Source organism: Leucobacter sp. UCD-THU, assembly GCF_000349545.1.
Classification (GTDB): Bacteria; Actinomycetota; Actinomycetes; order Actinomycetales; family Microbacteriaceae; genus Leucobacter; species Leucobacter muris.
Genome location: NZ_KB714599.1, coordinates 200442 through 224852, shown reverse-complemented (window position 1 = coordinate 224852; position 24411 = coordinate 200442). Strand labels below are relative to the sequence as shown.

27 protein-coding genes are annotated in these 24411 nt (G+C 69.4%); 13 read left to right on the top strand and 14 right to left on the bottom strand.

The window, feature by feature from the left end:
• Nucleotides 1-762, bottom strand: coding sequence for a FadR/GntR family transcriptional regulator (locus H490_RS18600; protein ID WP_017882913.1), 762 nt, complete (start codon nt 760-762; stop codon nt 1-3).
• 293 nt (nt 763-1055) lie between these two features.
• Between H490_RS18600 and H490_RS18595 the strand changes: the two genes are divergently transcribed.
• The 5 genes from H490_RS18595 (at nt 1056) to H490_RS18575 (ending at nt 7830) form a co-directional block, all read left to right on the top strand.
• Nucleotides 1056-2576: an ABC transporter substrate-binding protein gene (locus tag H490_RS18595; RefSeq protein WP_017882912.1), complete on the top strand. Its 1521-nt coding sequence runs from the start codon at nt 1056-1058 to the stop codon at nt 2574-2576.
• Nucleotides 2577-2676: 100 nt separating this feature from the next.
• Entirely contained in the window at nt 2677-3624 is a 948-nt protein-coding gene (locus H490_RS18590) for an ABC transporter permease (RefSeq protein ID WP_031289599.1), read from the top strand.
• A gap of 1 nt (nt 3625) precedes the next feature.
• A complete protein-coding gene (locus H490_RS18585; protein WP_017882910.1) occupies nt 3626-4537 on the top strand; it encodes an ABC transporter permease in 912 nt (303 codons plus the stop codon).
• Nucleotides 4534-6351: an ABC transporter ATP-binding protein gene (locus H490_RS18580; RefSeq protein ID WP_017882909.1), complete on the top strand. Its 1818-nt coding sequence runs from the start codon at nt 4534-4536 to the stop codon at nt 6349-6351. The genes H490_RS18585 and H490_RS18580 overlap by 4 nt, the downstream gene beginning before the upstream one ends.
• A 75-nt stretch (nt 6352-6426) precedes the next feature.
• Complete coding sequence (locus H490_RS18575) at nt 6427-7830, top strand: amidase (RefSeq protein WP_017882908.1); 1404 nt, start codon at nt 6427-6429, stop codon at nt 7828-7830.
• 104 nt (nt 7831-7934) lie between these two features.
• Here the strand turns inward: H490_RS18575 and H490_RS18570 are convergent, their stop codons facing one another.
• Together H490_RS18570 and H490_RS18565 are read right to left on the bottom strand one after the other, a co-directional pair.
• Nucleotides 7935-8726, bottom strand: a complete 792-nt coding sequence (locus H490_RS18570; protein WP_017882907.1) for an SDR family NAD(P)-dependent oxidoreductase — start codon at nt 8724-8726, stop codon at nt 7935-7937.
• A gap of 84 nt (nt 8727-8810) precedes the next feature.
• Nucleotides 8811-10304, bottom strand: coding sequence for an aldehyde dehydrogenase family protein (locus H490_RS18565; protein ID WP_017882906.1), 1494 nt, complete (start codon nt 10302-10304; stop codon nt 8811-8813).
• Nucleotides 10305-10477: 173 nt separating this feature from the next.
• Here H490_RS18565 and H490_RS18560 point away from each other — a divergent pair, with 173 nt between their 5' ends.
• Nucleotides 10478-11608: a 3-isopropylmalate dehydrogenase gene (locus H490_RS18560; RefSeq protein ID WP_017882905.1), complete on the top strand. Its 1131-nt coding sequence runs from the start codon at nt 10478-10480 to the stop codon at nt 11606-11608.
• A 46-nt stretch (nt 11609-11654) separates the two neighbouring features.
• Here the strand turns inward: H490_RS18560 and H490_RS18555 are convergent, their stop codons facing one another.
• From H490_RS18555 to H490_RS18540, 4 genes are all read right to left on the bottom strand, one after another.
• Nucleotides 11655-12599 carry a DUF808 domain-containing protein gene (locus tag H490_RS18555; RefSeq protein WP_017882904.1) on the bottom strand — a complete coding sequence of 315 codons (945 nt, stop codon included), beginning with the start codon at nt 12597-12599 and terminating at the stop codon, nt 11655-11657.
• A 140-nt stretch (nt 12600-12739) separates the two neighbouring features.
• Entirely contained in the window at nt 12740-12994 is a 255-nt protein-coding gene (locus H490_RS18550) for a hypothetical protein (RefSeq protein ID WP_017882903.1), read from the bottom strand.
• 117 nt (nt 12995-13111) lie between these two features.
• Entirely contained in the window at nt 13112-14230 is a 1119-nt protein-coding gene (locus H490_RS18545) for a fatty acid desaturase family protein (RefSeq protein ID WP_031289597.1), read from the bottom strand.
• Between the two features lie 141 nt (nt 14231-14371).
• Complete coding sequence (locus H490_RS18540) at nt 14372-14914, bottom strand: YaeQ family protein (RefSeq protein WP_017882901.1); 543 nt, start codon at nt 14912-14914, stop codon at nt 14372-14374.
• Between the two features lie 118 nt (nt 14915-15032).
• On the opposite strand from H490_RS18540, the gene H490_RS32595 reads away from it, so the two are divergent.
• A complete protein-coding gene (locus H490_RS32595; protein WP_238560305.1) occupies nt 15033-15251 on the top strand; it encodes a hypothetical protein in 219 nt (72 codons plus the stop codon).
• Nucleotides 15252-15338: 87 nt separating this feature from the next.
• Here the strand turns inward: H490_RS32595 and H490_RS18530 are convergent, their stop codons facing one another.
• From H490_RS18530 to H490_RS18520, 3 genes are all read right to left on the bottom strand, one after another.
• Nucleotides 15339-16307 carry a diacylglycerol/lipid kinase family protein gene (locus H490_RS18530; protein ID WP_238560287.1) on the bottom strand — a complete coding sequence of 323 codons (969 nt, stop codon included), beginning with the start codon at nt 16305-16307 and terminating at the stop codon, nt 15339-15341.
• A gap of 105 nt (nt 16308-16412) precedes the next feature.
• Nucleotides 16413-17513, bottom strand: coding sequence for a fatty acid desaturase family protein (locus H490_RS18525; RefSeq protein WP_017882898.1), 1101 nt, complete (start codon nt 17511-17513; stop codon nt 16413-16415).
• A 36-nt stretch (nt 17514-17549) separates the two neighbouring features.
• The gene (locus tag H490_RS18520; protein ID WP_041204953.1) at nt 17550-18098 is read right to left on the bottom strand and encodes a hypothetical protein; all 549 of its coding nucleotides are present in this window, start codon (nt 18096-18098) and stop codon (nt 17550-17552) included.
• Between the two features lie 172 nt (nt 18099-18270).
• On the opposite strand from H490_RS18520, the gene H490_RS18515 reads away from it, so the two are divergent.
• The 3 genes from H490_RS18515 to H490_RS18505 all read left to right on the top strand — a co-directional run bounded on the left by H490_RS18515 (nt 18271) and on the right by H490_RS18505 (nt 19609).
• Nucleotides 18271-18528: a hypothetical protein gene (locus H490_RS18515; RefSeq protein WP_017882896.1), complete on the top strand. Its 258-nt coding sequence runs from the start codon at nt 18271-18273 to the stop codon at nt 18526-18528.
• Between the two features lie 194 nt (nt 18529-18722).
• The gene (locus H490_RS18510) at nt 18723-19136 is read left to right on the top strand and encodes a DUF4383 domain-containing protein (RefSeq protein WP_017882895.1); all 414 of its coding nucleotides are present in this window, start codon (nt 18723-18725) and stop codon (nt 19134-19136) included.
• A gap of 83 nt (nt 19137-19219) precedes the next feature.
• Nucleotides 19220-19609 carry a hypothetical protein gene (locus H490_RS18505; RefSeq protein WP_152424160.1) on the top strand — a complete coding sequence of 130 codons (390 nt, stop codon included), beginning with the start codon at nt 19220-19222 and terminating at the stop codon, nt 19607-19609.
• Between the two features lie 57 nt (nt 19610-19666).
• Here H490_RS18505 and H490_RS18500 read toward each other — a convergent pair whose 3' ends face one another.
• Entirely contained in the window at nt 19667-20311 is a 645-nt protein-coding gene (locus H490_RS18500) for a Pr6Pr family membrane protein (protein WP_017882893.1), read from the bottom strand.
• A gap of 164 nt (nt 20312-20475) precedes the next feature.
• Here H490_RS18500 and H490_RS18495 point away from each other — a divergent pair, with 164 nt between their 5' ends.
• Together H490_RS18495 and H490_RS32800 are read left to right on the top strand one after the other, a co-directional pair.
• Nucleotides 20476-21216 (top strand): SDR family oxidoreductase, encoded by a 741-nt coding sequence (locus H490_RS18495; protein WP_031289594.1) that lies wholly within the window; start codon nt 20476-20478, stop codon nt 21214-21216.
• Between the two features lie 157 nt (nt 21217-21373).
• Entirely contained in the window at nt 21374-21499 is a 126-nt protein-coding gene (locus H490_RS32800; protein ID WP_017882891.1) for a hypothetical protein, read from the top strand.
• Nucleotides 21500-21690: 191 nt separating this feature from the next.
• Here the strand turns inward: H490_RS32800 and H490_RS18490 are convergent, their stop codons facing one another.
• On the bottom strand, nt 21691-22077 hold the full coding sequence (locus H490_RS18490) for a DUF1304 domain-containing protein (RefSeq protein WP_017882889.1): 387 nt from the start codon (nt 22075-22077) through the stop codon (nt 21691-21693).
• A gap of 301 nt (nt 22078-22378) precedes the next feature.
• On the opposite strand from H490_RS18490, the gene H490_RS18485 reads away from it, so the two are divergent.
• On the top strand, nt 22379-22570 hold the full coding sequence (locus H490_RS18485) for a hypothetical protein (protein WP_152424159.1): 192 nt from the start codon (nt 22379-22381) through the stop codon (nt 22568-22570).
• A 39-nt stretch (nt 22571-22609) separates the two neighbouring features.
• On the opposite strand, the gene H490_RS18480 is transcribed toward H490_RS18485, so the two are convergent.
• Nucleotides 22610-22948: a hypothetical protein gene (locus tag H490_RS18480; protein WP_017882887.1), complete on the bottom strand. Its 339-nt coding sequence runs from the start codon at nt 22946-22948 to the stop codon at nt 22610-22612.
• Nucleotides 22949-23514: 566 nt separating this feature from the next.
• The gene (locus H490_RS18475) at nt 23515-24129 is read right to left on the bottom strand and encodes a hypothetical protein (RefSeq protein WP_017882885.1); all 615 of its coding nucleotides are present in this window, start codon (nt 24127-24129) and stop codon (nt 23515-23517) included.
• Nucleotides 24130-24411: the final 282 nt, after the last annotated feature.

The window sequence follows — 24411 nt, the reverse complement described above, 5'->3', positions numbered from 1 at the left end:
CTAGGCGCGCCCGAGGAACCGCTCGAGTGACTGCTGGTCGGCTTCGCTCAGCATGGAGCTGAAGCGGTCGGCGAGCGCGGTGCGGGCGATCCGCCCGGCCTCCGCAGCGTCGCGGCGCTCGATCGCCTCGAAGAGCCCGGAGTCGATGCGCACCGATTCGAGCTTCACGCTGTTGTCGCCCGGGCTGCGCTCGGCGTCGCGCTGCAGCAGGCCGCGCAGCGCGCCCCACACGGCGTGTCCGCTGAGCGCGAGGATCTGATTGCCGCTCGCCTCCCACACGCGCTCGTGGAACGCGAGGTCGGCGTCGGCGAAGTCGGGGGCGTCGGCGTCGGCCGCGTCGCGCATGCGATCGATGGCCTCTCGCATGAGCTCGAGCTCGGCGTCGGTGTGCCGGATCGCGGCGAGCTCGCTCGCGGATCCGTCGAGGATGATGCGGTACTGCAGTAGCTCGGCGAGGTCGAGGGAGGCGGTGCCGAGCATCGTGCGGAACGAGCGTCCGAGCGTGTCGGGCGACGGGGCCAGCACGACGGGACCGCCGCGGGTGCCGGGCCGGGGTTCGAGCAGGCCCATGCTCTGCAGCACGCGCAGCGCCTCGCGCACGGTCGGGCGGCTCACCCCGAACTGCCCCATGAGGTCGCGCTCGCTCGGCAGCTGGGATCCCACGGGGAACTCGCCCGAGAGGATCGCGTGCTCGATCTGCTCGACGATCCGCTGGTAGGTGTAGACCGGCGAGGCGGCGGTGAAGCTGTGCGAGGAGGTCAACGCTGAGGCTCCTTGGGGCGCGTCGGCTGGCAGAGGCGCCTTCAGTCTAGTGCCCGGCGCGGGCCGGGCAGGCGGGGTTTCCCGTTCCCGGCCTATGCGCCGGCTCTGTTGCACCAAGTGGCCTTACCATCTATCCTGTTGCTTGTCTCTCAGTGCTGAGAGCGTGATCGACGGCATCCCTGTTCGATGGCTCCTCGCACACCGACGACAATGGCCTGGGGCAGGTATCACGCCCCGACGCCACATGCCCGATACGCCGACCCGGTCGGCACTCCCTGCGACAGGAAGCAAAGATGCGACGCAAGACACCACTCATCCTCACCGCGGCACTCGCCACGGCCACGGCGCTCGTGCTCGCGGGCTGCTCGGCCGGCTCCGGCGGCAGCACCGGCGCGGGCGACACCGCCGAACGCACCTCGGCCACCGTCGCGCTCACCGCCGCACCCGTCAACCTCGACTTCACCACCACCGCCGGCGCGGCGATCCCGCAGGCGCTCATGTCGAACGTCTACGAGGGCCTGGTCGAGATCAACCAGGAGGGCGAGATCGTCCCGCTGCTCGCCGAGGATTGGAGCCTCAGCGACGACCGCAAGACCTACACCTTCAAGCTGCACGAGGGCGTCACCTTCTCGAACGGCGAGCCCTTCACCGCCGAAGACGTGAAGTTCAGCTTCGACCGCGTCAAGACCGACTGGACCACCACTCTCAAGGGCAAGATGGACGTCGTCGAGAGCGTCGAGGCGCTCTCCGACACCGAGGTTGCCGTGCACCTGAACCAGCCCTCCAACGCCTGGCTGTTCGACATCGCCACCCCCATCGGTGCGATCTTCACCCCCACCGGCGTCGACGACCTGGCGAACGCCCCCGTCGGCACCGGCCCCTACGAGGTCTCCTCCTGGACCCAGGGCGAGAGCCTCGTGCTCGACACCCGCGACGACTACTGGGGCGACGCCCCCGGTGTCGAGCAGGTCACCCTGAAGTACCTCGCCGACGCGACCGCGACCACCAACGCCCTGCGCACCGGAGACGTCGACGCGATCGTCAACCTGCAGGCCCCCGAGCTCGTGAGCACCTTCGAGGAGGATCCCGCGTTCGAGGTCGTCTCGGGCACGTCGAGCGGCGAGATCTCGCTCTCGCTCAACAACCGCATCGCGCCCTTCGACGACGTGCGCGTGCGCCAGGCGGTGCTGCACGCGATCGACCGCCAGGCGATCATCGACACGGCGTGGAACGGCTACGGCTCGCTCACCGCGACCTACGTGACCCCGCTCGAGCCCTACTACGTCGATCTCAACGACGCCTACGAGTACGACCCCGAGAAGGCCAAGGATCTGCTCGCGGAGGCCGGCGCCGAGAACCTCGACATCACCTTCAAGGTGCCGACCCGCCCCTACGCGCAGGCCGTCTCCGAGATCGTGGTCTCGCAGCTCGCCGAGGTGGGCATCAACGCCAAGATCGAGTCGTCCGAGTTCCCCGCCGTGTGGCTCGACGACGTGTTCACGAACCACAACTACCAGATGACCACGGTGCTCGCTGTCGAGGCGCGCGACCTGCTCACCGTCTTCAACAACCCCGATTACTACATCGGCTACGACAACTCGAAGATCGCGCCCATCGCTGCCGAGGCCGACGCCGCAGACGAGGCCGGCTACATCGAGGGCATGCAGCAGGTGCAGCAGCAGATCGTCGACGACGCCGCGAGCGGCGTGCTGTTCCTCTTCCCGAACATCGTGATCACCGCCGCGGGCCTCGAGGGCGTGCCGGAGAACGCGATCGTCGAGGCGCTCGACCTCACCGAGCTCTCCTGGAAGTAGCGACACCCGGTCCCCGGTCGCAGCTCCGAGGCGCTGCGACCGGGGGCCGCCCCGTACCCCCGTTCCGAGCCCGCCGACCCGGGCTGCGACAAGGAGCCCCATGGCCATACGACTACTCGTGAACCTCGCCCGCTTCGCGGTGACGTTCCTCGTGGCGACCGTCGTCGTCTTCCTCTTCATGCGGCTCATTCCCGGCGATCCCGCGCAGGTCGCGCTGGGCGTCAACGCCAGCCCCGAGCTGCTCGCCCAGATGCGCGAGCAGTTCGGCACCGACCGGCCGCTCGCCGTGCAGTACTTCGACTGGGTCGGCGGCCTGCTGCGCGGCGACTTCGGGGTCTCCTACGTCACGCGCCAGGACATCAGCCCGCTCGTCATCGACCGGCTGCAGGTGAGCCTCATCCTCGTGCTCACCGCCATGGCGGTCGCCCTCTTCGTCGCGATCCCGCTCGGCACCATCGCCGCCGTGCGCCACCGCGACTTCTCGGGCATCGCGATCGGCGCCGTGTCGCAGATCGGCGTCGCGATCCCCGGCTTCCTCGCGGGCATCCTGCTCGTCATCGTCTTCTCCCTCCAGCTCGGATGGTTCCCCGCCGGCGGCTGGACGCCGCCGAACCAGGACTTCGGCGAGTTCCTGCGCCGGCTGTTCCTCCCCGTGCTCGCCCTCGCATCCGTGCAGGGCGCGATCCTCACCCGCTACGTGCGCAGCGCCGTGCTCGAGATCATGAGCGAGGACTACCTGCGCACCGCCCGCGCGAAGGGCCTCAGCAAGACCGGCGCGCTGCTCAAGCACGGCATGCGCAATGCGGCGATCCCCGTCATCACGGTCACCGGCGTGCAGATCGCCGCGCTCATCATCGGCGCCGTCGTGATCGAACGCGTCTTCGTGATCCCGGGCCTCGGCTCGATGCTGCTCGACGCCGTGGGCAACCGCGACCTGCTCACCGTGCAGTCGCTCGTGATGGTGCTCGTCGCGATCACCCTGCTCATGAACCTCCTCATCGACGTGATCTACACCATCGTCGACCCGCGCATGCGAAAGAGCTCCTGACATGGACACCACGCAGAACCCCGTCCCTTCCAGCCAGGCCCCGCGCACGAGCGCGATCGCCGCTCCCCGCGTGCCCCGCCGCCGCATCGGCCGCCGTCGCCTCTCCCCCACGCTCATCGCTGGCCTCGTGCTCGTGGGCGTCGTGGCGATCACCGCGCTGCTGTCGTTCGTGTGGACGCCCTACGATCCCGTGCAGGCGAACCCCGCCGACCGGCTGCAGGGGCCGAGCCTCGCCCACCTCTTCGGCACCGACAAGTACGGCCGCGATCTCTTCTCGGGCATGCTCGTGGGCGCCCGCATCACCCTCTTCGTCGGCCTCATCTCGGTCGGCATCGCGCTGCTCATCGGCACCCCGCTCGGCATCATCGCCGGCATCCGGGGCGGCTGGATCGAAGAGGTCATCATGCGCACCTCCGACATCGCCCTCGCCTTCCCGGCGCTGCTGCTCGCGATCATGTTCGGCGCGGTGTTCGGCCCGTCGACGGTGTCGGCGATGATCGCGATCGGCATCTCGACGATCCCGGGCTTCGCGCGCGTCGCAAGATCCGGCACCCTCCAGGTGATGAGCACCGAGTACGTGCTCGCGGCGCGCGCCGCGAGCCAGTCGCGGTTCCGGATCGCGGTGCGCCACGTGCTCCCCAACATCATCGGCATCGTCGTGGTGCAGTGCTCGGTCGCGTTCGCGCTCGCCGTGCTCGCGGAGGCGGCCCTGAGCTTCCTCGGCCTCGGCACCCCGCCGCCCACGCCCTCCTGGGGGCGCATGCTGCAGGAGTCGCAGCAGTTCCTCGGCACGCACCCCTCGCTCGCGATCTTCCCCGGCGTGGCCATCGCGATCGCGGTGATGGGCTTCAACCTGCTGGGCGACGGCCTGCGCGACCGATTCGATCCGAAGCTGAACGGAGGCCGCTCATGAGCGCCACCCCCGAGGCGGCCGGCGCGCCGCTGCTCACCGTCGACCGCCTGCGGGTCGCAGCCGGCGAGCGCACGCTCGTGCACGACTTCTCGCTGCACATGCAGCGCGGCGAGCGCATCGGCCTCATCGGCGAGTCCGGATCGGGCAAGTCGATGACCACCACCGCGCTGCTCGGCCTGCTGCCCTCCGGCGTCACCGCCACGGGATCGGTGCGGTTCGGCGACTCGCCGCGCAACCTGCTCGAGACGCGCGACTCCGAGCTCATGAAGATCCGCGGCAACGACATCGCGATGGTCTTCCAGGAGCCGCTCACCGCGCTCAACCCGCTCATGCGCGCCGGCGACCAGGTCGCCGAGATCATGCTGCAGCACCGCACCGTGTCGGGCAAGGCCGAGGCGCGCCGCCGCGCGATCGAGATGCTCGACGCGGTGAAGCTGCCGAACCCCGCCGAGGCCGCGCGCGCCTACCCGCATCAGCTGTCGGGCGGCCAGCGCCAGCGGGTGATGCTCGCGATGGCCCTCGCCAACGACCCGAGCCTGTTGCTCTGCGACGAGCCCACCACCGCCCTCGACGTCACGGTGCAGCGCCAGGTGCTCGACCTGATCCTCGAACTCGTGCGCGAGCGCGGCACCGGCCTGCTCTTCATCACGCACGACCTCGCGGTGGTCGCGAACATGTGCACGCGCGTGCTCGTGATGAACCAGGGCGAGATCGTCGAGGAGGGGCCGACCGAGCAGGTGTTCACCCGGCCCCGGCACCCCTACACGCGGGGTCTGCTGGCGGCCTCGGATCTCGAGGCGACCGACGCGAACGGGCGCCTCTTCACCGTCGCGAGCGCCGCGTCGTACGTGCCGCCGACGCCCGAGGAGGAGCGCGCCGCCGAGGCCGCTGCCGCCGAGGCCGCACTGGTCGAGCGCGAGGCGCAGGCCGCCGCCGAGGCGGCCGACACCCTGGAGGCCGGGGCCGGCACGACCGGCACCGACCCCGCGGCGGCCGCCCACGCCGAGCCGGTGATCCGCGTCACCGACCTCGTGCGTACCTACTCCCGCGGCCGCACCAGCCTCCTCAAGCCGGCGCCCCTCGTGCACGCGCTCAAGGGCATCTCGTTCGAGGTGCCCGAGGGCGGCCGGCTGGGCGTCGTCGGCGAGTCCGGATCCGGCAAGTCGACCCTGCTGCGCATCCTCGCGGGCCTCGACCAGCCCACATCGGGCAGCGCCGTGGTCGCGGGCAACGAGGTCTCGGGTGCGCGCGAGTCGCAGCTGCGCGAGCTGCGCCAGAACCTGCAGATCGTGTTCCAGGACCCGATGGGCTCGCTCGACCCGCGCATGACCGTTGAGCAGATCATCTCCGAACCGCTGCTCGTGCGCGGCCGCGACGAGAGCGCCGCGCAGCGCTCCCGCATGGTCGCCGAGATGCTCGAGGCCGTGGGGCTGCCGGTCGACTCCGCCGAGCGCTATCCGCACCAGTTCTCGGGCGGTCAGCGCCAGCGCATCTCGATCGCCCGCGCGCTCATCTGCCGGCCGAAGGTGGTGGTCGCCGACGAGCCCGTCAGCGCGCTCGACGTGTCGGTGCGCGCGCAGGTGCTCAACCTGCTCGCCGACCTCGTCGAGGAGTACGGACTCACGCTCGTGTTCGTGTCGCACGACCTCGGCGTCGTGCGACATCTCTGCGACTCGGTCGTCGTCATGCAGTCCGGCGAGATCGTCGAGGCCGGCGACACCGAGACCGTCTACAACGCACCCGAGCACCCGTACACGCAGCGCCTGATCGACTCGTCGCTCACGCTGAGGCAGGAGCTCGCCGGAGCCCGCTGAGGCGACCGCCGCTCCACCGCTCCAGCCCTCCCGATCCGCAGCCCCGCGGCCCCGCGCCGCAGTGAGGAGATCCACATGACCGACCCGCAGCAGATCATCGCCCTCGACGCAGGCGCTCTCTCGGCGGCCTACGAGACCGGCGAGCTCACACCCGGCGAGGCCGCAGAGGCGGTCATCGCCCGCGTCGAGGCCCGCGAGCCCGAGCTGGGCGCCCTCTACCTGTTCGACCCCGAGCAGGTGCGCGCCGACGCCGCGGCGTCGACGGCGCGGTGGCGGTCCGGGCAGCAGCGGGGCCCGTTCGACGGCGTTCCGGTGACGGTCAAGGAGAACATCGCGCGGGCCGGGCAGCCGAAGCCCTCGGGCACCGCGATCCCGAACCCGCCGATCGCCGATCGCAACGCCCCCACCACCGACCGCCTGCTCGAGGCCGGCGCCGTGATCGTCGGCTCGACCACGATGCCCGACTGGGGCATGCTCTCGTCGGGCGTCTCGAGCCTGCACGGCATCACCCGCAACGGCCTCGACCCCGCGCTCACCGCGGGGGGCTCCAGCGCCGGCGCGGGCACCGCGGCCGCCGCCGGCTACGGCCCCCTGCACGTCGGCACCGACATCGGGGGTTCGATCCGCCTGCCCGGCTCGTGGCAGGGACTCACCGCGCTCAAGCCGAGCGAGGGCCTCATCCCCCTCGACGTGCCCTACACCGGCCGCGCCGCAGGGCCCCTCACCCGTACGGCCGCCGACGCGATCCGCCTCATGTCGATCGTCGCGCAGCCCGACCCCCGCGACTACCTCACGCGCCCCTACCAGCCGATGGACTGGTCGACCGAGCCGCTCTCGCCCGCCGGCATGCGCGTCGCGCTGCAGCTCGACGCCGGGTCGGGCCTGCCGGTCGAGGCCGAGACCCGCGCCACCGTCGAGCGCGCCGCGCAGCTCTTCGCCGACGCGGGCGCCACCGTGGTGCCGCTCGATCCGTTCGTGCCCGCCGAGGTGCTCGACGGGCTCGTCGACTTCTGGCGCAGCCGATCCTACGCCGACTACGAGGCGCTGACCGAGGCCGAGCGCGCCTGCGTGCTCCCCTTCATCGCCGAGTGGTGCAGCGCCGGCGCCGGCATCAGCGCGGCGCAGACGGTGCGCAACCGCGGCTGCGCCGACACGATGGCGCAGCTCACGCGCGCGGCGACCGAGCCGTTCGATCTCGTGCTGTCGCCCGTGACCCCGGTGGCCGCGTTCGCCGCCGAGGATCCGATGCCCATCACCGACCCGCTGCAGACGATGGGGCACATCTCGTTCACCGTGCCCTACAACATGTCGGGGCAGCCCGCCGTGTCGGTGAACGCGGCGGTGCAGGCCGACGGCCGCACCGTGGGCCTGCAGATCGCGTCGCGGATCGGCAGCGACGATCGTCTGCTGCGCGTCGCCCGCTGGTTCGAGACCGTGCGCGGCGAGGCCGCCGCGGTCGACTGGGCCTCGATCGCGTAGCACTCGGGTCGCATCCCCGAGATGCAGCGGAGCCCCGTATGGCAGTCTCCCGTGGGAGGCTGCCATACGGGGCTCCACTGTTGCTGCGCCGGCGAGGCGCGGCGCTACGCGGTGGGCGGCGTGAAGCGACCGTCGATCGCGGTCCAGCCCCCGTCGACGAACAGCGTGGTGCCGGTGACGAAGCTCGAGGCCTCCGACGCGAGGTAGACGACGGCGCCGGCGAGCTCGTCGGGGCGCGACCAGCGGCCGAGCGCGCTCTTCGTGGCGTAGGCGCGATCCCACTCCTCGTCCTGCTTGATCTGCACGGTCAGCGGGGTCTCCACGATGCCGGGTGCGACGACGTTGACGCGCACGCCCTGCGCGCCGAACTCGGCCGCCGCGGTCTTGGCGAGCTGCACGAGGCCGGCCTTGGTGGCGGCGTAGACGCCCTGGCCGGGCTCGACCACCTGGGCGCGGATCGAGGCGAAGCCCACGATCGAGCCGCCGCCGTTCGCCGCGAAGGCCTTGCCGAAGTGGCGGATCAGCTGGAACGACGAGCGCAGGTTGAGGTTCACGACTCGGTCGTACTCCTCCATCGTGTAGTCCTCCATGCGCTTGCGCACGTTCATGGCGGCGGTGAACACGAGCGCCGACGCGTCGCCGAAGCGCTCGGCGGCGGCCTCCACGTCGGCGTCGTCGAGCACGTCGAGGCGGGTGGCCTCGGCGATGCCGCCGCGCTCAGCGATCGCGGCGGCGGTGGCCTGGGCCGCGTCGAGCGAGAGGTCGGCCACGACGACGCGCGCTCCGTGGGCGGCGAGCGCCAGGGCGGCCTCGCGGCCGATGCCCCCGGCGCCCACCACGACGGCGGTGCGGCCGTCGAGGCGGAAGAGCTGGGAGTAGTCGGGGGTGCTGGTCATGCGGTGCTGCTTTCTGTCGGTGGGCGGGCGCGACGGGTCGGCCGGGAGGGGTTGCGGCCGAGCGGGGCCGGCTGCGGCGGGTGGTCAGCTGCGGGCGACGGGCCGGATCATCGCCATGCGGGTGACGGTGAACTCTTCGATGGCGTAGCGGGGGCCTTCCCGGCCCACCCCCGAGTCCTTCACGCCGCCGTAGGGCATGATGTCGGATCGGAAGCCGGGGATCTCGTTGACGACCACACCGCCTACCTCGAGCCGGTCGAGCGCTGCGAAGGCGCTCTCGAGCGAGGCGGTGAAGATGGCGGCCTGCAGGCCGTAGCGCGAGTCGTTGACCACGTCGATCGCCTCGTCGACCGAGTCGACCACGGTGAGGCAGACGACGGGGCCGAAGATCTCCTCGCGCCACACCTCGACGTCGCGGGGCACGGAGCCGAGCACGACGGGCGGCACCGCCGCGGCGCGGTCGGCCTGCGCGAGGGCCTCTGCCGAGGGGGCGAGCAGCTCGGCGCCGGCGTCGAGGGCGCGCGCGACGGTGGCGCGGATCCGGTCGCCCGAGGCGTCGTTGATGACGGGGGCGACGTTGGTCTCGGGATCTCGGGGGTCGCCGACCACCAGCTCTGCGAGGCGCTCCGTGAGCCGCGCGGCGAAGCGGTCGGCGATGCGGCGGTGCAGCACGATGCGCTGCACCGAGATGCAGGCCTGCCCGTTGGCGTAGAAGCCGCCCGTCAGCACCGCGCCGACCGCGGCTTCGACGTCGGCGTCGTCGGCGACGATGAACCCGGTGTTCGATCCGAGTTCGAGCAGCGCCTTGCGGGGGGCCGCCTGCTGGGCGATGAGGTGGCCGATCTTGGCGGATCCGGTGAACGAGACCACCTGAGCGCGGGGGTCGCGCACGAGCAGCTCGCCCACCTCGGGGCCGCCGTTGACGAGCTGGGCCGCGGCTCCCGTCACCCCGTGGGAGGCGAGCACGTCGCGCACGATCGCGAACAGCTCGATCGTGGCGAGCGGCGTGTTGGGAGCCGGCTTCACGATGATCGGGCAGCCCGCGGCGATCGCGGGGGCCAGCTTGTGGGTGGCGAGCAGCACCGGATAGTTGAAGCCGGCGATGCCGACGACCACGCCGGCGGGCTTGCGGGTGTAGTAGCCGACCATGCCTCGGCCGAGTTCCTGCAGGTCGAGGGGCACGGTCTCGCCGGTGACGTGCGAGGCCTCCTCGGCGGTGGCCTCGAAGGTGACGATGGTGCGCGCGACCTCGACGCGGCAGTCGCGCAGCGGCTTGCCGGTCTCGAGCACGAGCAGCTGCTCGAAGCGCTCGCGGTCGGCGCGCAGACGGTCGCAGATGCCGGTGAGGATCGCCTTGCGCTGGGCTGTGGTGAGCGCGGCGACCTCGGCTCGCGCCGCCTCGGCGGCGTTGAGGGCGTCGGCGGAGTCGGCGACCGTGCTCTGCGGGGCTTCGGCGACGACGCTGCCGTCGAAGGGGAACACGATCTCGGCGCGCCCGGAGACCTCGCGCCAGCCGGCGCCGATGGGCAGGCTGCCGGCGGGTGCGCGCAGTTCGATGGGGTGCGGGGATGGGTGCATGGTGGGATCCTTCACAGCCGGAGGCCGCACGGGTCGCGTCTTCGCGAGCTCCCCCTGCGACGGGGATCGGTGCCGCCGCTCTCGCCGGTCCGCCCGGGGGGCGGCCTCGCGCTTGAGTGGCCTTACCATTAATATAGGTAAAAAGATCCGCCGCAACAAGGAACGAGACCCCGATGACGCGCTCCCACTCCATTGCTGTCCTCCCCGGCGACGGGATCGGCCCCGAGGTCGTCTCGTGCGCGCTCGAGGTGCTCGACGCCGCCGAGCAGCGCTTCGGCTTCGCCACCGAGCGCAGCGAGTTCTCCGCGGGCGCGGGCCACTACCTCGCCACGGGCGAGCTCTTCGACGCCGTCGAACCCCGACTGCGAGACAGGGACGCGATCCTCTTCGGCTCCATGGGCGACCCCCGTGTCACCCCCGGCGTCCTCGAGCGCGGCTTCATCCTCGAGATGCGCCAGCGCTTCCAGCAGGCCGCCAACGTGCGCCCGGTGCGCCTCTACCCCGGCGTTCCCTCCCCCATCGCGGGTCTCACCCCCGAGCGCTGCGAGATGGTCATCGTGCGCGAGAACACCGAGGGCGCCTACGTGGGCCGCGGATCCACGGTGCATGCCGGTACCCCCCACGCGGTCGCGATGCAGGAGTCGCTCAACACCCGCGCCGGCATCGAGCGCGTCGTCGACTTCTCGTTCAGGCTCGCCCTCGGACGCCGCCGCCGCCTCACCCTCTGCCACAAGACCAACATCCTCGTCGCCGCCGGGCAGCTCTGGCAGCAGGTCGTCGCCGAGGTCGGCGAGCGCTACCCCGAGGTCGAGGTCGACTACGTGCACGTCGACGCGATGTGCTTCCACCTGCCGCTCGCACCCGAGCGCTTCGACGTGGTCGTCACCGACAACCTCTTCGGCGACATCATCACCGACCTCGGCGCGGTCATCCAGGGCGGCCTCGGCGTCGCCACGAGCGCCAACCTCAACCTCGACGGCAGCGCCCCGAGCATGTTCGAGGCGATCCACGGCTCCGCGCCCGACATCGCCGGCACCGGCCGGGCCAATCCCGCGGGCGCGATCCTCTCGCTCGCCCTCATGCTGGGGCACCTCGGCGAGGGCGACGCCGCGCGCGCCGTCGAGGCCGCCACCGTGGAGGTGCTGGGCGGGCTGCCCGCGCTCTCCGGCGCGGAGATGGGGCTCAGCACCCCCCAGATCGGAACCCGGATCGCGCAGATCGTGCGCGAGGGGCGCGCCGACGCGTCCCTCGTGCCCGACTCGCTGCTCGGCGTGCTCGCCTCGCTCGAGCCGTCGCGCCTCTGAGCGAGGGCTCCGGCCCCGCACCGGGGCCGATCCCGGCGATCCTCCGCTACCGCGCCTCGGGCTTCCTGAACCGCAGCCGCGCCACCGCCGCGAGCACCGTCACCACGACCGCACCCCAGATCAACCCGAACACCGCCGACAGCCCGCTGTCGATCAGCCAGATCACCAGGCCGGGCGCGTGCACCGAGTGGGTGATCGTGTGCAGCAACTCGTACGGCCAGAGCACCCCCACCTCGGCGAGGTTCACGATCAGGATGTGCCCGCCGACCCACAGCATCGCGACCACGCCGACCACGCTCAGCAGCCGGAACACCACCGGCATCGCCTTCACGAGCCACGTGCCGAGCACCTTCACCCAGCGGGGGCGACGACGGCGCATCCAGAAGCCCACGTCGTCCATCTTCACGAGCAGCGCCACGCTGCCGTAGACGATGGCGGTCATGAGCACACCCACCACGACCAGGATCGCGAGCCGCATCAGCCACGAATCGGCGTCGATGTTGGCAAGCGAGATCAGCATGATCTCGATCGAGAGCACCAGATCGGTGCGCACCGCGCTCGCGACGATCTGCTTCTCGTCGGTCTGCGTGCGCTCGACGATCTGCTCGACGGTGTGCTCGTCGCCGTGCCCGCGCAGCCTGCCGATCCAGTGCCACACCTTCTCGGCGCCCTCGTACGCGAGATAGGTGCCGCCCACCAGCAGCAACCACGGGAACACCCACGGCGCCCAGATGCTGAGCAGCATGATGCCGACGATGATGCCGGCCTTGTTGAGCAGCGATCCGCGCGTGATCTTCCACACCACGGGCAGCTCGCGCTTCGGACTGATGCCCTGCACGTACTGCGGCGACACCGCGGCGTCGTCGATCACCACGCCCGCCGACTTCGCCGAGGCCTTCGCCGCGCCGGCCACTACGTCGTCGACCGAGGCGGCCGCCGCCCGCGCGAGCACGGCGATGTCATCAAGCAGGGCGAAGAAGCTACCGGCCACTGGGATTCCTTGCTGGTCTCGGAGGACGTTCGCGGCGCGCCTGCGGCAGCGCACCCCGCACGGGCCTCTCTGCAGTTGAGGGGCGGATCGCCGATACGATCCGCCCCTCAACTCTAGGGCCAGAAACCCTCAGATCGCCGCTACTTCTCCTCATCCGGCGTCGGCGTCTTCTCGCCGGTCTCGGGATGCCGGACCAGACCCGGATCATCCATACCGTAGCGCGGGTTGTCGACCTTCGCCTCCCGACCGTAATCGACGGTGGATCCGTCGAGGATCGGGCGGTCCTGCGTGCCGCCCTTCGGCGGCGATGCCGCCGTGCCCTTCCCGTTGCTGGCCTCGGTCGCGGTCTCCTCGTGGACTTCGTTCTTGTCCGCCTCGGACATCTCTGCCTCCATCTCTATTCCTCTAGCCTGGGGGCCCACGCTACGCGGACGCGCGCGACGGAGAACACCCCGTTGACTCCGCGAGCAGCAGAGGTTACAAGACGAACGGGCGGCGGTACCGCCGCCCGGCTACGCGCGTCGGTACTCCGCGGTGATCGGGCAGTCGAACGGGTCGCGCGCCGCGAGGCCCACCCGGTTGAGGTAGTCGACCACGATCGCGTACGAGCGCCACAGCGAGGTCTCGGTGTAGGGCACGTCGAGCGTGCGGCAGTGCTCGCGCACGATCTCGCGCGCCTTCGACAGGTGCGGTCGCGACATGCTCGGAAAGAGGTGATGCTCGACCTGGTAGTTGAGGCCGCCCATGAGCCACGTCGCCCACCAGCCGCCGCGGATGTTGCGCGACGTGCGCACCTGCTTCGTGAAGAAGTCGAGCTTCGCGTCGTGCGCGATCACCGGCATGCCCTTGTGATTGGGAGCGAACGACGCGCCCATGTAGACCCCGAACACGGCCAGCTGCACACCCACGAATGCGAAGGCCATGCCGAGCGGCAGCAGCAGGAACACGGGCACGAGCACGACCGCGAAGCGGGCGGCGATGATCCCGAGCTCCGTCCAGCGGCCCTTCACCGGGCCGCGGCCGAACAGGTGCTTGAAGCTGTGGAGGTGGAGGTTCAGGCCCTCGAGGGTGAGCAGCGGGAAGAAGAGCCAGCCCTGCCGCTTCGTGATCGCGCGACGCAGACCCCGTGCCTCGACGGCATCCTCCTCGATGAAGGAGATCGTGTCGACCTCGATGTCGGGATCCTTGCCCACGCGGTTCGGGTTGGAGTGGTGACGGGTGTGCTTCGAGTCCCACCACGAGTAGCTCATGCCGATCAATCCGGCGAGCAGTCGCGCGAGGCGGTCGTTCGCCGGGCCGAGGGAGAGGATCTGCCGGTGCGCGGCCTCGTGCGCGAGGAACGCGATCTGGGTGAAGATGATGCCGAGGGCGGCGGCGATGAGCAGCTGGAACCAGCTGTCCCCGAGCAGGATGAAGCCGGTCACCGCGCCCCCGAAGGCGATCGCGATCGCCACTCCCACCATCGCGTAGAACCATGGGGCTCGGCGCAGCAGGCCCGACTCGCGCACGACCTCGGACACCCGGGTGTACGCCTTGGCGATCGGGGGGAAGTCTTCACGGCGGGCTCTCGTGGGCCGGAGGGGTCCCAGCCCGTCGAGACGGGCGGCCTGGTGGGTAGGAGCGTTCGACATGCGCGGCACCTTGTTTCTGCGTGAACCGCAGGAGAGCGATTCGGTGAAGCCAAGGGCGGTTGCCGATCGCTGCTCTCACGCTACCGGTCGCACCATACGAGGGCCTGCATGCGTCGGAATGCTCAGGGGATCCTCAGGGCGTCACTCGAGGCGATGCTCGTGGATCCCGGTGTTCAGCGCCGTCCCGCCCAGTTCGAGATACAGCTGCCCCTCGATCACCGACACCGTCATCGCGTTGCGCCGCTCGAGCTGCGCGACGGCCGCGTCGATGAAGCCGGGATCGAACGAGCGCAGCGGAATGTCGCCGATGCTGTGGATCGGCTTCCCGCGCCACGAGGCCAGCAGTCTCGACGGGTCTCGGTGGGTGTAGACGACCGCGCGGTCGGCGAGCTTGCTGCCGAAGTGCAGGCGCTGCGCGTCGGGCGCTCCGACCTCGATCCACGTCGTGATCCTGCCGGTGAGATCCCGCACCAGCACGGCGGGCTCCTCCGTCGACGAGACGCCGCCCGCCCCGAACGCGATGCCTTCCTCGTGCTCGAGGCAGTACGCGAGCAGCCGGGTCATCATGAACGGATCCGTCTCGGAGGGGTGCTTGGCCACGCGCAGCGAGAGATCCTCGTAGACCCCGCGATCCACATCGGCCAGCTGCACCTCGAAGGTGTGGATCGTCGCACCAATCGCCATGACTCAGGAGCCTACCGCGGCAGGCAAGGCGCTCGACGTCGGCCCGGCGCGAGGATTCGTCCTCGGCATCGGCCCGCAGAGGCGGGGCGCGAGGCGCTGGGCCGCGAGGCGAGTTGCTGTGAGTATTGCCGGTTTCCCCATCGGCGACGACGATCGGCGTATCGTGACGAGTATGTGGACAGTAATTCTCATCCTGCTCGTGCTATGGGCCGTGCTGTCGATCGTCGGATTCGTCTTCGAGGGCCTGCTGTGGCTGGCCATCATCGGAATCGTGCTCTTCGTCGGCACTGTGATCTTCGGAATCATCCGGCAACGCGCGAGGCGGCCGAAAGCCTGAGCGCGAGGAGCCACGCCTCCTCCGACTCCCGCGGCCGACGGAACACTTCCCCGTCGGCCTGTGGAAGCCGGCGTCTGACCGCACGGGTCAGCCCGCGGGTGCCGGATCCCGCACCTGGAGCGCCCCGCCGCGCACGCTGATCCGCACCCGAACCACGGAACCGAAACCGTCTCCGTCGAGCTCGATTCCATGGGGGCTGTCGAAGCGCGCCTCGAAGCGCTTTCCCTGTGCGTAGGCGAGCGCCTGGAGGGCGGGGGCGGATCGGAGCATCTTCCGACTCAGCCGAGACCGGCGCGCGATCCCCTGCACGGTCAAGCGGGTCCCGATCCGGGCCCACCCGAGCCTGCCCTTCGGGCGCATCATCACGACGTCGAGCAGCCCGTCATCGACCACCGCCGCCGGTATCAGCAGCATGTTCCCGGTGAGCGTCCCGCAGTTGCCGACAATGATCGTGTGGGCGCGCGTCGATCTGACGCGGCCGTCGTCCACCCGGTACTCCAGGTGGAAGAGGCGATTCGCGATGATCGACCGAGCGATCGGCGAAACGTAGGCGAGCCAGCCGAGACGTCTCTTGGCGGAGGCGCTCGTGCGCTCGGCCATCTCAGCATCCAGGCCGATCCCCGCCATGACGAGGAAGACGTGGCTGCTTCGAACCCCCGCCTCGTCTTCCAACTCGGCGACACCGACGTCGACCGCTCGGTTCGCCCCCGAGAACGCGGCGGCGACGCAGGCCTCGAGATCGTTCAGCGGCACACCGAGATTGCGGGCGAGCAGGTTCCCTGTGCCGAGCGGGACCAGGGCGACCGGGATCCCGCGCTCGTGCACCACCTCCGCCACCGCACGCACGGTGCCGTCTCCGCCCGCGACGATCACCGCAGCCGGCCCACCCGAGACCGCCTGTTCAGCGGCGCTTCTCCCTGCGTCATCGCTCCCGGTCGCATACCACCGTGTGGCGTCCCACCCGTGGCGCTGCTCCATCTCGGCGGCAGCGCGGCGTATCCGCTCGAGCGGTGTCTTGACCGGGTGGTACACCACGGCCGCATGCTTGGCCCGCATGCTTTCGAGACTATGCGACATCGCGGGTGAGCGCTGCGCACGACCGCGGCCCTCGATCCGCGAGAACCCCTCTCGCAGCGCGAAGCGCGACGCGAGCTGAGGTGCTCATGCAGACGGCGCGAGGTGACTGCGCTGCTCCATCAGCGGGCAGCTGAACACGTCTCGCTCGCCGAGTCCGACGCGATTGATGTAGTGAACGACGATCGCGTACGAGGCGAACAGCCCGACCTGCGCATACGCCACGTCGTGCGATCTGCAGTAGGCCTCGATGATAGGAGCGGCCTTTCGAAGATGCGGCCTTGGCATCGACGGGAACAGGTGGTGCTCGATCTGGTAGTTCAGCCCGCCCATCGCGGTGTCGAGCAGACGCGACCCGCGGATGTTGCGGCTCATCAGCACCTGGCGCCGGAGAAAATCGAGACTGGCGTCACGAGGCACGATCGGCATCCCCTTGTGATTCGGCGCGAACGACATGCCCATGTAGAACCCGAATATCCCGAGTTGAATCCCGAGGAACGCGAATGCGATACCGGGCGACAGCACGAGGAACACGAGAGTCGGGAACCCGATCAGGCGGATGATCAGCAGCCCGATCTCCGCCCATCGGCGCTCGAGCCGCCCCCGGGCCACCACCCGGCGGATCCCGGACGCATGCAGTGAGATCCCTTCCAGCAACAGGATAGGAAAGAAGAACACGCCTTGATGCGCGCGGATCCAGGAACGCAGACGGCCACTGGCAGCGCGGCGCCCGGGAGCCACGACGATCACCGGCAGTTCGATATCCGGATCCGATCCCAGCTTGTTCGGGTTATCGTGGTGCCGCGTGTGCTTGAACTGCCACCAGCCGTAGCTCATGCCCACCATCAGATCACCCAGGATGAGGCTGACCCAGTCGTTCCACTTGCCCGAGACGAAGATCTGCCGGTGCGCAGCGTCGTGGCCGAGAAACGCGATCTGAGTGAACAGCAGCGCGAGGAACGCGGCGGTGAGCAACTGCCACCAGGTGTCCCCGATCAGCACGAATGCTCCGAGCGCCCCGGCGAGCAGCAGCGGAAAGCCGACGAGCTTCGCCCAGTAGTACCCGTAGCGGCGACGCATCAGGCCGCTGTCGCGGATCGACCTCGCGAGTTCGGAGAACTCGTTGGGGCTCCGTCTACCCTTCGGCCGACCCTCCGCGGACGGCACCGTAGGACGGTACTCGTTCATGATGCATCTCGTCTCTTCCTGATATCACCGACGCCGTCAACGCCCGTGACCCCCTTCGTCGGCCCAGACGTTGATGCGAGCGCTCTCGTCGCGCTCGCCGAGAGAACCGTTCGACGACGGAGCGGACGCCGCGCGATCCGGGCTCGGTCTGAAACTTACTTCTTGCGCAAGAGCCGCCGCTGCAGCTGCACGGTCGTGCTCGCTCTCGGCGGTCTTCCGGAACTCCGCGGCCGCAGCCTCCTGGCGCCTTCGCACCTCGGCGGTGACCTCCGCGAGCCTGTCGGCGAGCACCCGTGCGAGCCCGTCCCGCAACTCTTCGAGGTTCGTGCCGCCGATCTCCAGGCGCCGGTCCGAGACGGTCAGCTCGACCCCAGCGTATCCGGCCCTCGTCAGCGCATCGCGCGTACCGGCCCCGAGAATACCGGCGACCTCGTCTGCTTCGGGACGTCGAGTGAACACCGCTTCTACCGTGTATCGCCGCGGCGCCCCAGCGGTCATCAATGTGGTCGGCAGGGAGTCGACCAGCACCGAACCCAGCCCCAGCGGCCCGACAGCGGTGCCGCTCGCTCGTGTGTGTGTCTCCATGACTGCACGATACGCCCGAAACATGTGGGACTCACAGCTTCGACCGAGACCCCCGTCGAGCGGCAGAGCACCGCGCCGCGGCATCTCAGGCTGGATCTGAAACTGTGGGGGTCCACATGTTGAGGGAGCATGCTTACGAGTCACAACACTATGCATGGAACGGGGCCCGATCATGAGCCTGCACGACGACACCGGCCGCAGCGATCTGGAGGCTCTGCAGGAGCGGCTCCGGAGACGCATGGAGAACGAACACCTGAACCACCCGTTTCCGGAGCCGCAAGCGGACAGGCTCGCGCGCGAGCGCCAGGAGAGATGGGACGAGGTGCTTTCCGAGACCTGGCACCCGTACGAGCCCTCGCCGGAGACCCGGCTGCGCAGACAGACCGAGCTCTTCAGGGCGGGTGCGACCGTCGAGCCACGCGCAGAATAGGGGCGCGAGCTCGGCTTCGCGATCCTGCAAAACTGCCCGGGCCGACAGCCTGCTGCGGGGAGTAACACACGAGTAGTCGGCGCACAACCGCCTTTCCCGGCGCGCCCTCGCACTGGAGACTGAGGTAGGAACAGCACCGCATGTGCGCACGGCGGATTCCGCCGGTTCTTCAGCGATCCCAAAGGAGCAGTATCGTGAAAAACTCACCCAACCGGCTCGTCGGCGTCATCTTCGGAGCGGTCTACCTGTTGGTCGGCATCCTCGGATTCACGGTCACGAGCGGCGTCGATTTCATCGCGACCGAGGGCGGTCTGCTGCTCGGACTCTTCGAGGTGAACCCCCTCCACAACGTCGCCCACCTGCTCATCGGCGCGGCGCTGCTGATCGGCGGCCTCGCAGGAGTGCGGGCCGCTAAGGCGGTCAACGGCGTCGTGGGCGCGGCCTACCTGCTGCTCGGCGTCGTGGGCTTCTTCATCGCCGACACGGGCGCGAACATCCTCGCGCTGAACACCGCCGACCACATCCTCCACCTGGGCAGCGCGCTCATCCTGCTGGGGGTCAGCATCGGAGCGGACAAGGCGCGCCTGACGGCCTCCCCCGCCGTGTGATGATCGGTCAACTCTGGTCCGCTCTTGCGGCCATCGGCTCGGGACTCGTCCTGACCGCCGTGGCCGCGGGGGCGGATCCGTGGGTGTCCGCGCTCCTGCTCGCTGCTGCCGCGCTCGAGGTCGTGTGGGGGCTGCTCGTCATGCGCGCCGGCAGGATCCTCGCCCCGGGAACCGCGATCGGCGTGTGCGCCGTGCTCGGTCTCGCCGCGATCCTCATGCTCTTCACCCGAACCATCGGGCTGGCCCCGTGCCTCGGGCTCGTCGGCCTGCACTGGATCACGGCCGTGTTCGCCGCGGTGAGCCTGCGCGGCGAACGCCGGAAGCAGCGCCCCGATCCCCGTCCGAGGGCGTTCCTGCTGACACTGACGGCTCAGGCGATGATCGTGGCGGCGATCACCACGCCCGCGCTCGCGGAGACCGAGCCCGGGGCGTCGGCCGTTCCGCACGGCGCCTCGACGCATGGCCACCACTGAGCGGCGGTCGGGCGAGGGCTCGCGGATCGCAGGAGCCTGCGCCCGCCCGCGCGCTTCTCAGCCGCGGAGGCCCCGGTTCCAGCGCCGCGACCACCAGACGACGGTGAACGAGACGACCGCGAACACGGCCGCGATGACCACGACGTAGAGCAGCACCGTCGCGTAACCCTGCTGCGGGTTCAGGAACGGATAGGGCACCCACCCGTCGGTGGCGCCCCGCACCAGCACGACAGCGGTCCAGACGACCGGGTAGGCGAGCTGCCACCATGCGATCCTCCAGGGCAGCGGCCCGCGATCCCGGGCGATCACCCAGTCGAGTGCCACGAGCACCGGCCCCGCCACGTGCATGACCCAGTTCGCCCAGGCGACCGGCACTCCGCCCGCAGCCCCGAGCGGGGCGAGCAGCACCGCGTAGACGAGGCCGACGATCACCATGCACGTGGTCGCGAGACTGCGCGATACCACCAGCCAGCGCGGCTGCGGGCCGGGCCGCAGCAGGCCGAGCAGCCCCGCGCCGATCGCCACCGCGACGAGCAGCGAGTTCGACTGAATCGTGAAGTAGCCGAAGAAGTTGAACGGGTTGACCGGGCCCCCGCTCGCGGTGTCGACGAAGGTGGCGACGATCGCGGCCAGCGTCGCGGCGCCCCAGGCGACCCTCGCTGCGGCGAGCAGGTACCCGCCGGGGTGAGACGACTGGTGCATGCCCCCAGCGTAGCGCCGCGGGTGCGGGCCCGGGCGCAGGCGCTCTCGGCCCGCGCCCTCGAGCCGGCCCCTCCCCCTCGCCGCGCACGGCGGCCGACGCGGCCTCGCGACGAATCCCGACGACGTGCTGGATGTGCAGGCCGAGAATTGGGATGATGGTCGCCATGAGGATCGCTGTTGCCGGAGGAACCGGCGTGGTGGGGAGTCTCACCGTGCAGGCCGCACGTGAGGCGGGGCATGACGCGGTCGCACTGAGCCGCTCCCACGGCGTCGATCTCGTCACCGGGCGGGGCCTGCATGCCGCAATGCGCGATGCCGACGCCGTGATCGACGCGTCGAGCATCACCACTCTCGACGGCGCGAAGGCCGTCGACTTCTTCACCGCGGCGACGGGCAACCTCCTCGCGGCTGCGCAGGAGGCCGGGGTGGGACACGTGGTGGTGCTCTCGATCGTGGGCATCGACGAGGTGCCCTACGACTACTACGCCGGCAAGCTCGCTCAGGAGCGCACGGTGGCTGCATCGGGGGCGCCGTCGACGATCCTCCGCGCGACGCAGTTCCACGAGTTCGCCGGGCAGATGTTCGAGCGAGCGAAGATCGGCCCCCTGCACACGGCGCCGACCGCGCGAGTGCAGCCCGTGGCCGCGCGCGAGGTCGCCGAGCGGCTGGTCGAGCTCGCGACCGGAGCTCCTCAGGGCCGGGCCCGCGATCTCGCGGGCCCCCGCGAGGAGCAGCTGGCCGACATGGTGCGCGCCTTCGCGCGCGCTACCGGTCGTCGCGGTTGGATCCCGTCGCTGAACGTGCCGACCCGGCAGATGAGAGGGATGCGCGCGGGCGGCGTACTCCCCGGCCCCGACGCTCAACTCGGCCGTCAGACGTTCGACGAGTGGCTCGCGCTGCTCTGAGGCGAACGTCGGCCGGCCCGCCACCCACCCACGGGGCTACGCCTTACTCAGTAGAAATTCCCGTTCAGAATATATTTTCTTTTCTGCTGGAACTGGGCTATGGTCCAGTCATGGCACATGCTTCTTGATCCACCCAGAGTCGACGAGAGGAGTTGATGTGTCCGGCAAGAACCGCGGCCAGAAGTCCGCGAAGAAGCCTGCTGCGCAGACGCTGAAGGAAAAGCGTACAGCGAAGCGGGAGAAGCTCGAAGCGGAGAACAGCCTGCTGAGCAAGCGCAAGTAGGGCGCGGCGGGTGCNGACCACCACGGTAAAAGGGTCGCGAAAAGTGCCCCCGTCAGCGATCGCGCCGCTGCTTCTTGCAAGCGAGGACGGCAGTCACGATGGCGGCAGCGACTCCGGCTGCGGTGAAGATGGTCCAGATGACGAGGGGCGCGGTCACCGCTTCACGATAGCAGCCGGCCTCTCGCCGGAGATCATCCCAGCAACCCGAACATCAGGATCACGACGCCCAGCAGCGGAAGGGCGCCCTGCTTCACCGCCGCGCCCCGCTTGCCGCGGGAAGAGAGGAACAGGACGAGGGCAGCCGCGAGCATCGATCCCGCACCTGCGAACACCAGGGCCGCACCCACCGAGGTATGGCCGCTCAGGTATTCGACGATGCCGACGCCCGTGACGATTGCGAGGAACAGGTTGTAGAAGCCCTGGTTGAACGCCAGCTCTCGAGTCGCGGCCGCCTCGGTCTCGGTGGTGCCGAACGTCGCTCTGACCCGCTCGCTCGTCCAAGCGATCGACTCCATGTAGAAGATGTAGACGTGCAGCAGGGCGGCGAGACCCGCGAGGATGAGCCCGATCATCGTCATGGGGCGAGTCTATCCGCCGTTGCCCTCCCCGGCGCCGATCGTCGCGATCCCGGATCATCAGGGCCGAACCGCCCCCGATTTCTGCGGCAGCGGGTGCGCCCGCGGATGAGCGCCGGGTCGCCGCTGAGATGACGCGACTCCTGCGACCGCGCGAACAACAGTGCATGATGAGCGAGCACTACTCGATGGATGAGGTCGCCGCCTGCGAGCTCAGCGACTGGTGCAGGGGGGAAGAATCATGACTAGGCTACCGGCAGATCTGCGCTGCCTCGCTCGGACCGCGCTCCGGGAGGCGCACGAGATGCGTGAGTACGGCGGACACTCCGAGGCCGACTTCGTCGACCTGCTCGCCAGGGCGCTCGACCAGGCGGCCGACCGCATTCTGGCGTTGAGTCGCAGCGATGCGGCAGCACGCGACATCAAGCGTCGGGGCCCGCTTCTGAGCTGTCGAGTCACGCAACGGGTCAGAGAAAGCATCCGGTGGCGACGGTGACCGGTCGCGACGGGGCTCGCCGCGCGACCGGACCCGACGCTACGCCCACGCCGAGGCTGTTCCGGGTGCGCGCATCACCTGCATCGCTTCCTCCTCCGAGAGGACGACCATGCCGCGCGGCGTGTTCGACATGTGCTCCATGACCCGCACCCAGTGCTCGTTCAGCGTGGGCCGACGACTGCCCGCGAACTGAAATGTGAGCGGAATCTCGGGCGACATCCAGACCGAGATGCGTCCCATGGAGTGCTCCGCCTGCACCCAGCTCATCAAGAAGCACTCGTGCATGCGCAGCTTGTGCTGCACCGCCGCCTTCACGTGCGCGAGTTGGCGGTCGTCGAACTCGTAGCGCTGCCATTCACCGTAGATCAGTAGCCCCATGGCCCCAGCGTGCCACACCCGTAGCCAAACGGGAAGAGGGAGCCGCCGAGGCGCGCGGCGGCCGGCGAACCGACACTCGCTCACACATACAAGAACCCCCGCAAGTAGAGGGCGACACCGCGGGGCTCTCGGCGTCCGGACCGGCCTTGCTCCCGTTTACTTTCACCATCGAGGCGCTGCGACCAAAGCCCTGGCTCGCCTTTCATCCGCAGGCAATCATTTCGAGCTACTTGAGAATTCGACCCCGAGTAGCACGCTGCATCGATATACATCTTCCCGACGAGAACTCGTGGACCTCTTCGAGCCAAGATCGGTGTTCGAAGGCGCCGCGGCCCGGCTTCTCGCCAGCCGCGGTGCCTGCTCGAAGCTCAAAGCACTCGAAGAGAACATCCGGCTCGCACCTCAACGCTAGCCGTAGGACTCTCTTCGTAAAGCTCACTGCAGCCGAGGAGGAGACTCACCCGACTGCGTCGAAGCGGAACCGGCCAAGCCCATGGGCCCACCCGTCGCCAGACGCGTCTGGTTCAAGACGTCGTGCTCGGAAGCGACTGCCCATCCGGGCGGTGCTACTCGACACCTTCGAGCAATTCGGAGAGGGCGTTCGGCTTCGCACCGGAAGCCTCTGCGAGTTCACCGAAGCGGGCATCAGTCGCCGCGTTCTCGACGTCGCCCGCATTATCGAAGAGCGATAGATATTCCGCATCGCCCCCGGTTTCCTCCACCGACTGCACGCGGATGAGCCAACAGGTCGCCTCAGGAGTGAAGCCCGCATGAACTTCCCATGCGAGTGCGAGCGCACCGACGCAAATGGTGTTGGCGTCAAGGAGATCGGTGGCCGTCGCATCGTCCTGCACCAGCGCGAGTTCGAACAGATCGGCCATGGTGTGTGTGGGTGAAATAGTCGCGTCGTTTGAGAGGAACTCGTCCGCGACCTCGCGGTGTTCCTCGCAGAGAAAGCGTGCTGCGAGCCACGTGATTGCCGGATCCTCGAGCTCTGATGCGGTGGCCGCGTCATCTGCCCGGATACAGGCGTCGAGCCCCATTCCCACCACGGTCTCTCGTACCGTGGGGTCAGCATCATCCCACGCTGCCGGCTCGACCGAGGCCCAGGATGATGAGGGATCAAGGCTTGCGACCATCGGGACCATGAGCATCACATTGTCGAAGAACTGCTCGTGCACGTCTGTATTTCCACGTTCATCCGCTGTACGTGACTCAGCTGGAGCGTCCGAAGAGCTCTCGTCCGTGAGAAAACTGGGTACCAATCCACATCCGCCCAACACCGTGGATCCGGCAATCGCTGCGATGGCGACCAGCGCCGCCGACCATGTCCGCCGTGATCGTGATGGTGACACTGTAGTTCTCCCCGTTCTTCGGCGATCCTCGTCAAAGATGACCTAGGAACCTCTTCTGGTCTCGTTTGCACTCTATCGTGGACGGCGTTGCTACTAATAGCGCACCCG

Coding starts and splice junctions, on each gene's coding strand:
- H490_RS18580 (WP_017882909.1), top strand. CDS start 4,534: ATGAGCGCCACCCCCGAGGCGGCCGGCGCGCCGCTGCTCACCGTCGAC.
- H490_RS18560 (WP_017882905.1), top strand. CDS start 10,478: ATGACGCGCTCCCACTCCATTGCTGTCCTCCCCGGCGACGGGATCGGC.
- H490_RS18565 (WP_017882906.1), bottom strand. CDS start 10,304: ATGCACCCATCCCCGCACCCCATCGAACTGCGCGCACCCGCCGGCAGC.
- H490_RS18590 (WP_031289599.1), top strand. CDS start 2,677: ATGGCCATACGACTACTCGTGAACCTCGCCCGCTTCGCGGTGACGTTC.
- H490_RS18550 (WP_017882903.1), bottom strand. CDS start 12,994: ATGGAGGCAGAGATGTCCGAGGCGGACAAGAACGAAGTCCACGAGGAG.
- H490_RS18545 (WP_031289597.1), bottom strand. CDS start 14,230: ATGTCGAACGCTCCTACCCACCAGGCCGCCCGTCTCGACGGGCTGGGA.
- H490_RS18500 (WP_017882893.1), bottom strand. CDS start 20,311: ATGCACCAGTCGTCTCACCCCGGCGGGTACCTGCTCGCCGCAGCGAGG.
- H490_RS18520 (WP_041204953.1), bottom strand. CDS start 18,098: ATGGAGACACACACACGAGCGAGCGGCACCGCTGTCGGGCCGCTGGGG.
- H490_RS18530 (WP_238560287.1), bottom strand. CDS start 16,307: ATGCGGGCCAAGCATGCGGCCGTGGTGTACCACCCGGTCAAGACACCG.
- H490_RS18480 (WP_017882887.1), bottom strand. CDS start 22,948: ATGGGGCTACTGATCTACGGTGAATGGCAGCGCTACGAGTTCGACGAC.
- H490_RS18490 (WP_017882889.1), bottom strand. CDS start 22,077: ATGACGATGATCGGGCTCATCCTCGCGGGTCTCGCCGCCCTGCTGCAC.
- H490_RS18570 (WP_017882907.1), bottom strand. CDS start 8,726: ATGACCAGCACCCCCGACTACTCCCAGCTCTTCCGCCTCGACGGCCGC.
- H490_RS18525 (WP_017882898.1), bottom strand. CDS start 17,513: ATGAACGAGTACCGTCCTACGGTGCCGTCCGCGGAGGGTCGGCCGAAG.
- H490_RS18485 (WP_152424159.1), top strand. CDS start 22,379: ATGCGTGAGTACGGCGGACACTCCGAGGCCGACTTCGTCGACCTGCTC.
- H490_RS18595 (WP_017882912.1), top strand. CDS start 1,056: ATGCGACGCAAGACACCACTCATCCTCACCGCGGCACTCGCCACGGCC.
- H490_RS18515 (WP_017882896.1), top strand. CDS start 18,271: ATGAGCCTGCACGACGACACCGGCCGCAGCGATCTGGAGGCTCTGCAG.
- H490_RS18575 (WP_017882908.1), top strand. CDS start 6,427: ATGACCGACCCGCAGCAGATCATCGCCCTCGACGCAGGCGCTCTCTCG.
- H490_RS18495 (WP_031289594.1), top strand. CDS start 20,476: ATGAGGATCGCTGTTGCCGGAGGAACCGGCGTGGTGGGGAGTCTCACC.
- H490_RS18540 (WP_017882901.1), bottom strand. CDS start 14,914: ATGGCGATTGGTGCGACGATCCACACCTTCGAGGTGCAGCTGGCCGAT.
- H490_RS18585 (WP_017882910.1), top strand. CDS start 3,626: ATGGACACCACGCAGAACCCCGTCCCTTCCAGCCAGGCCCCGCGCACG.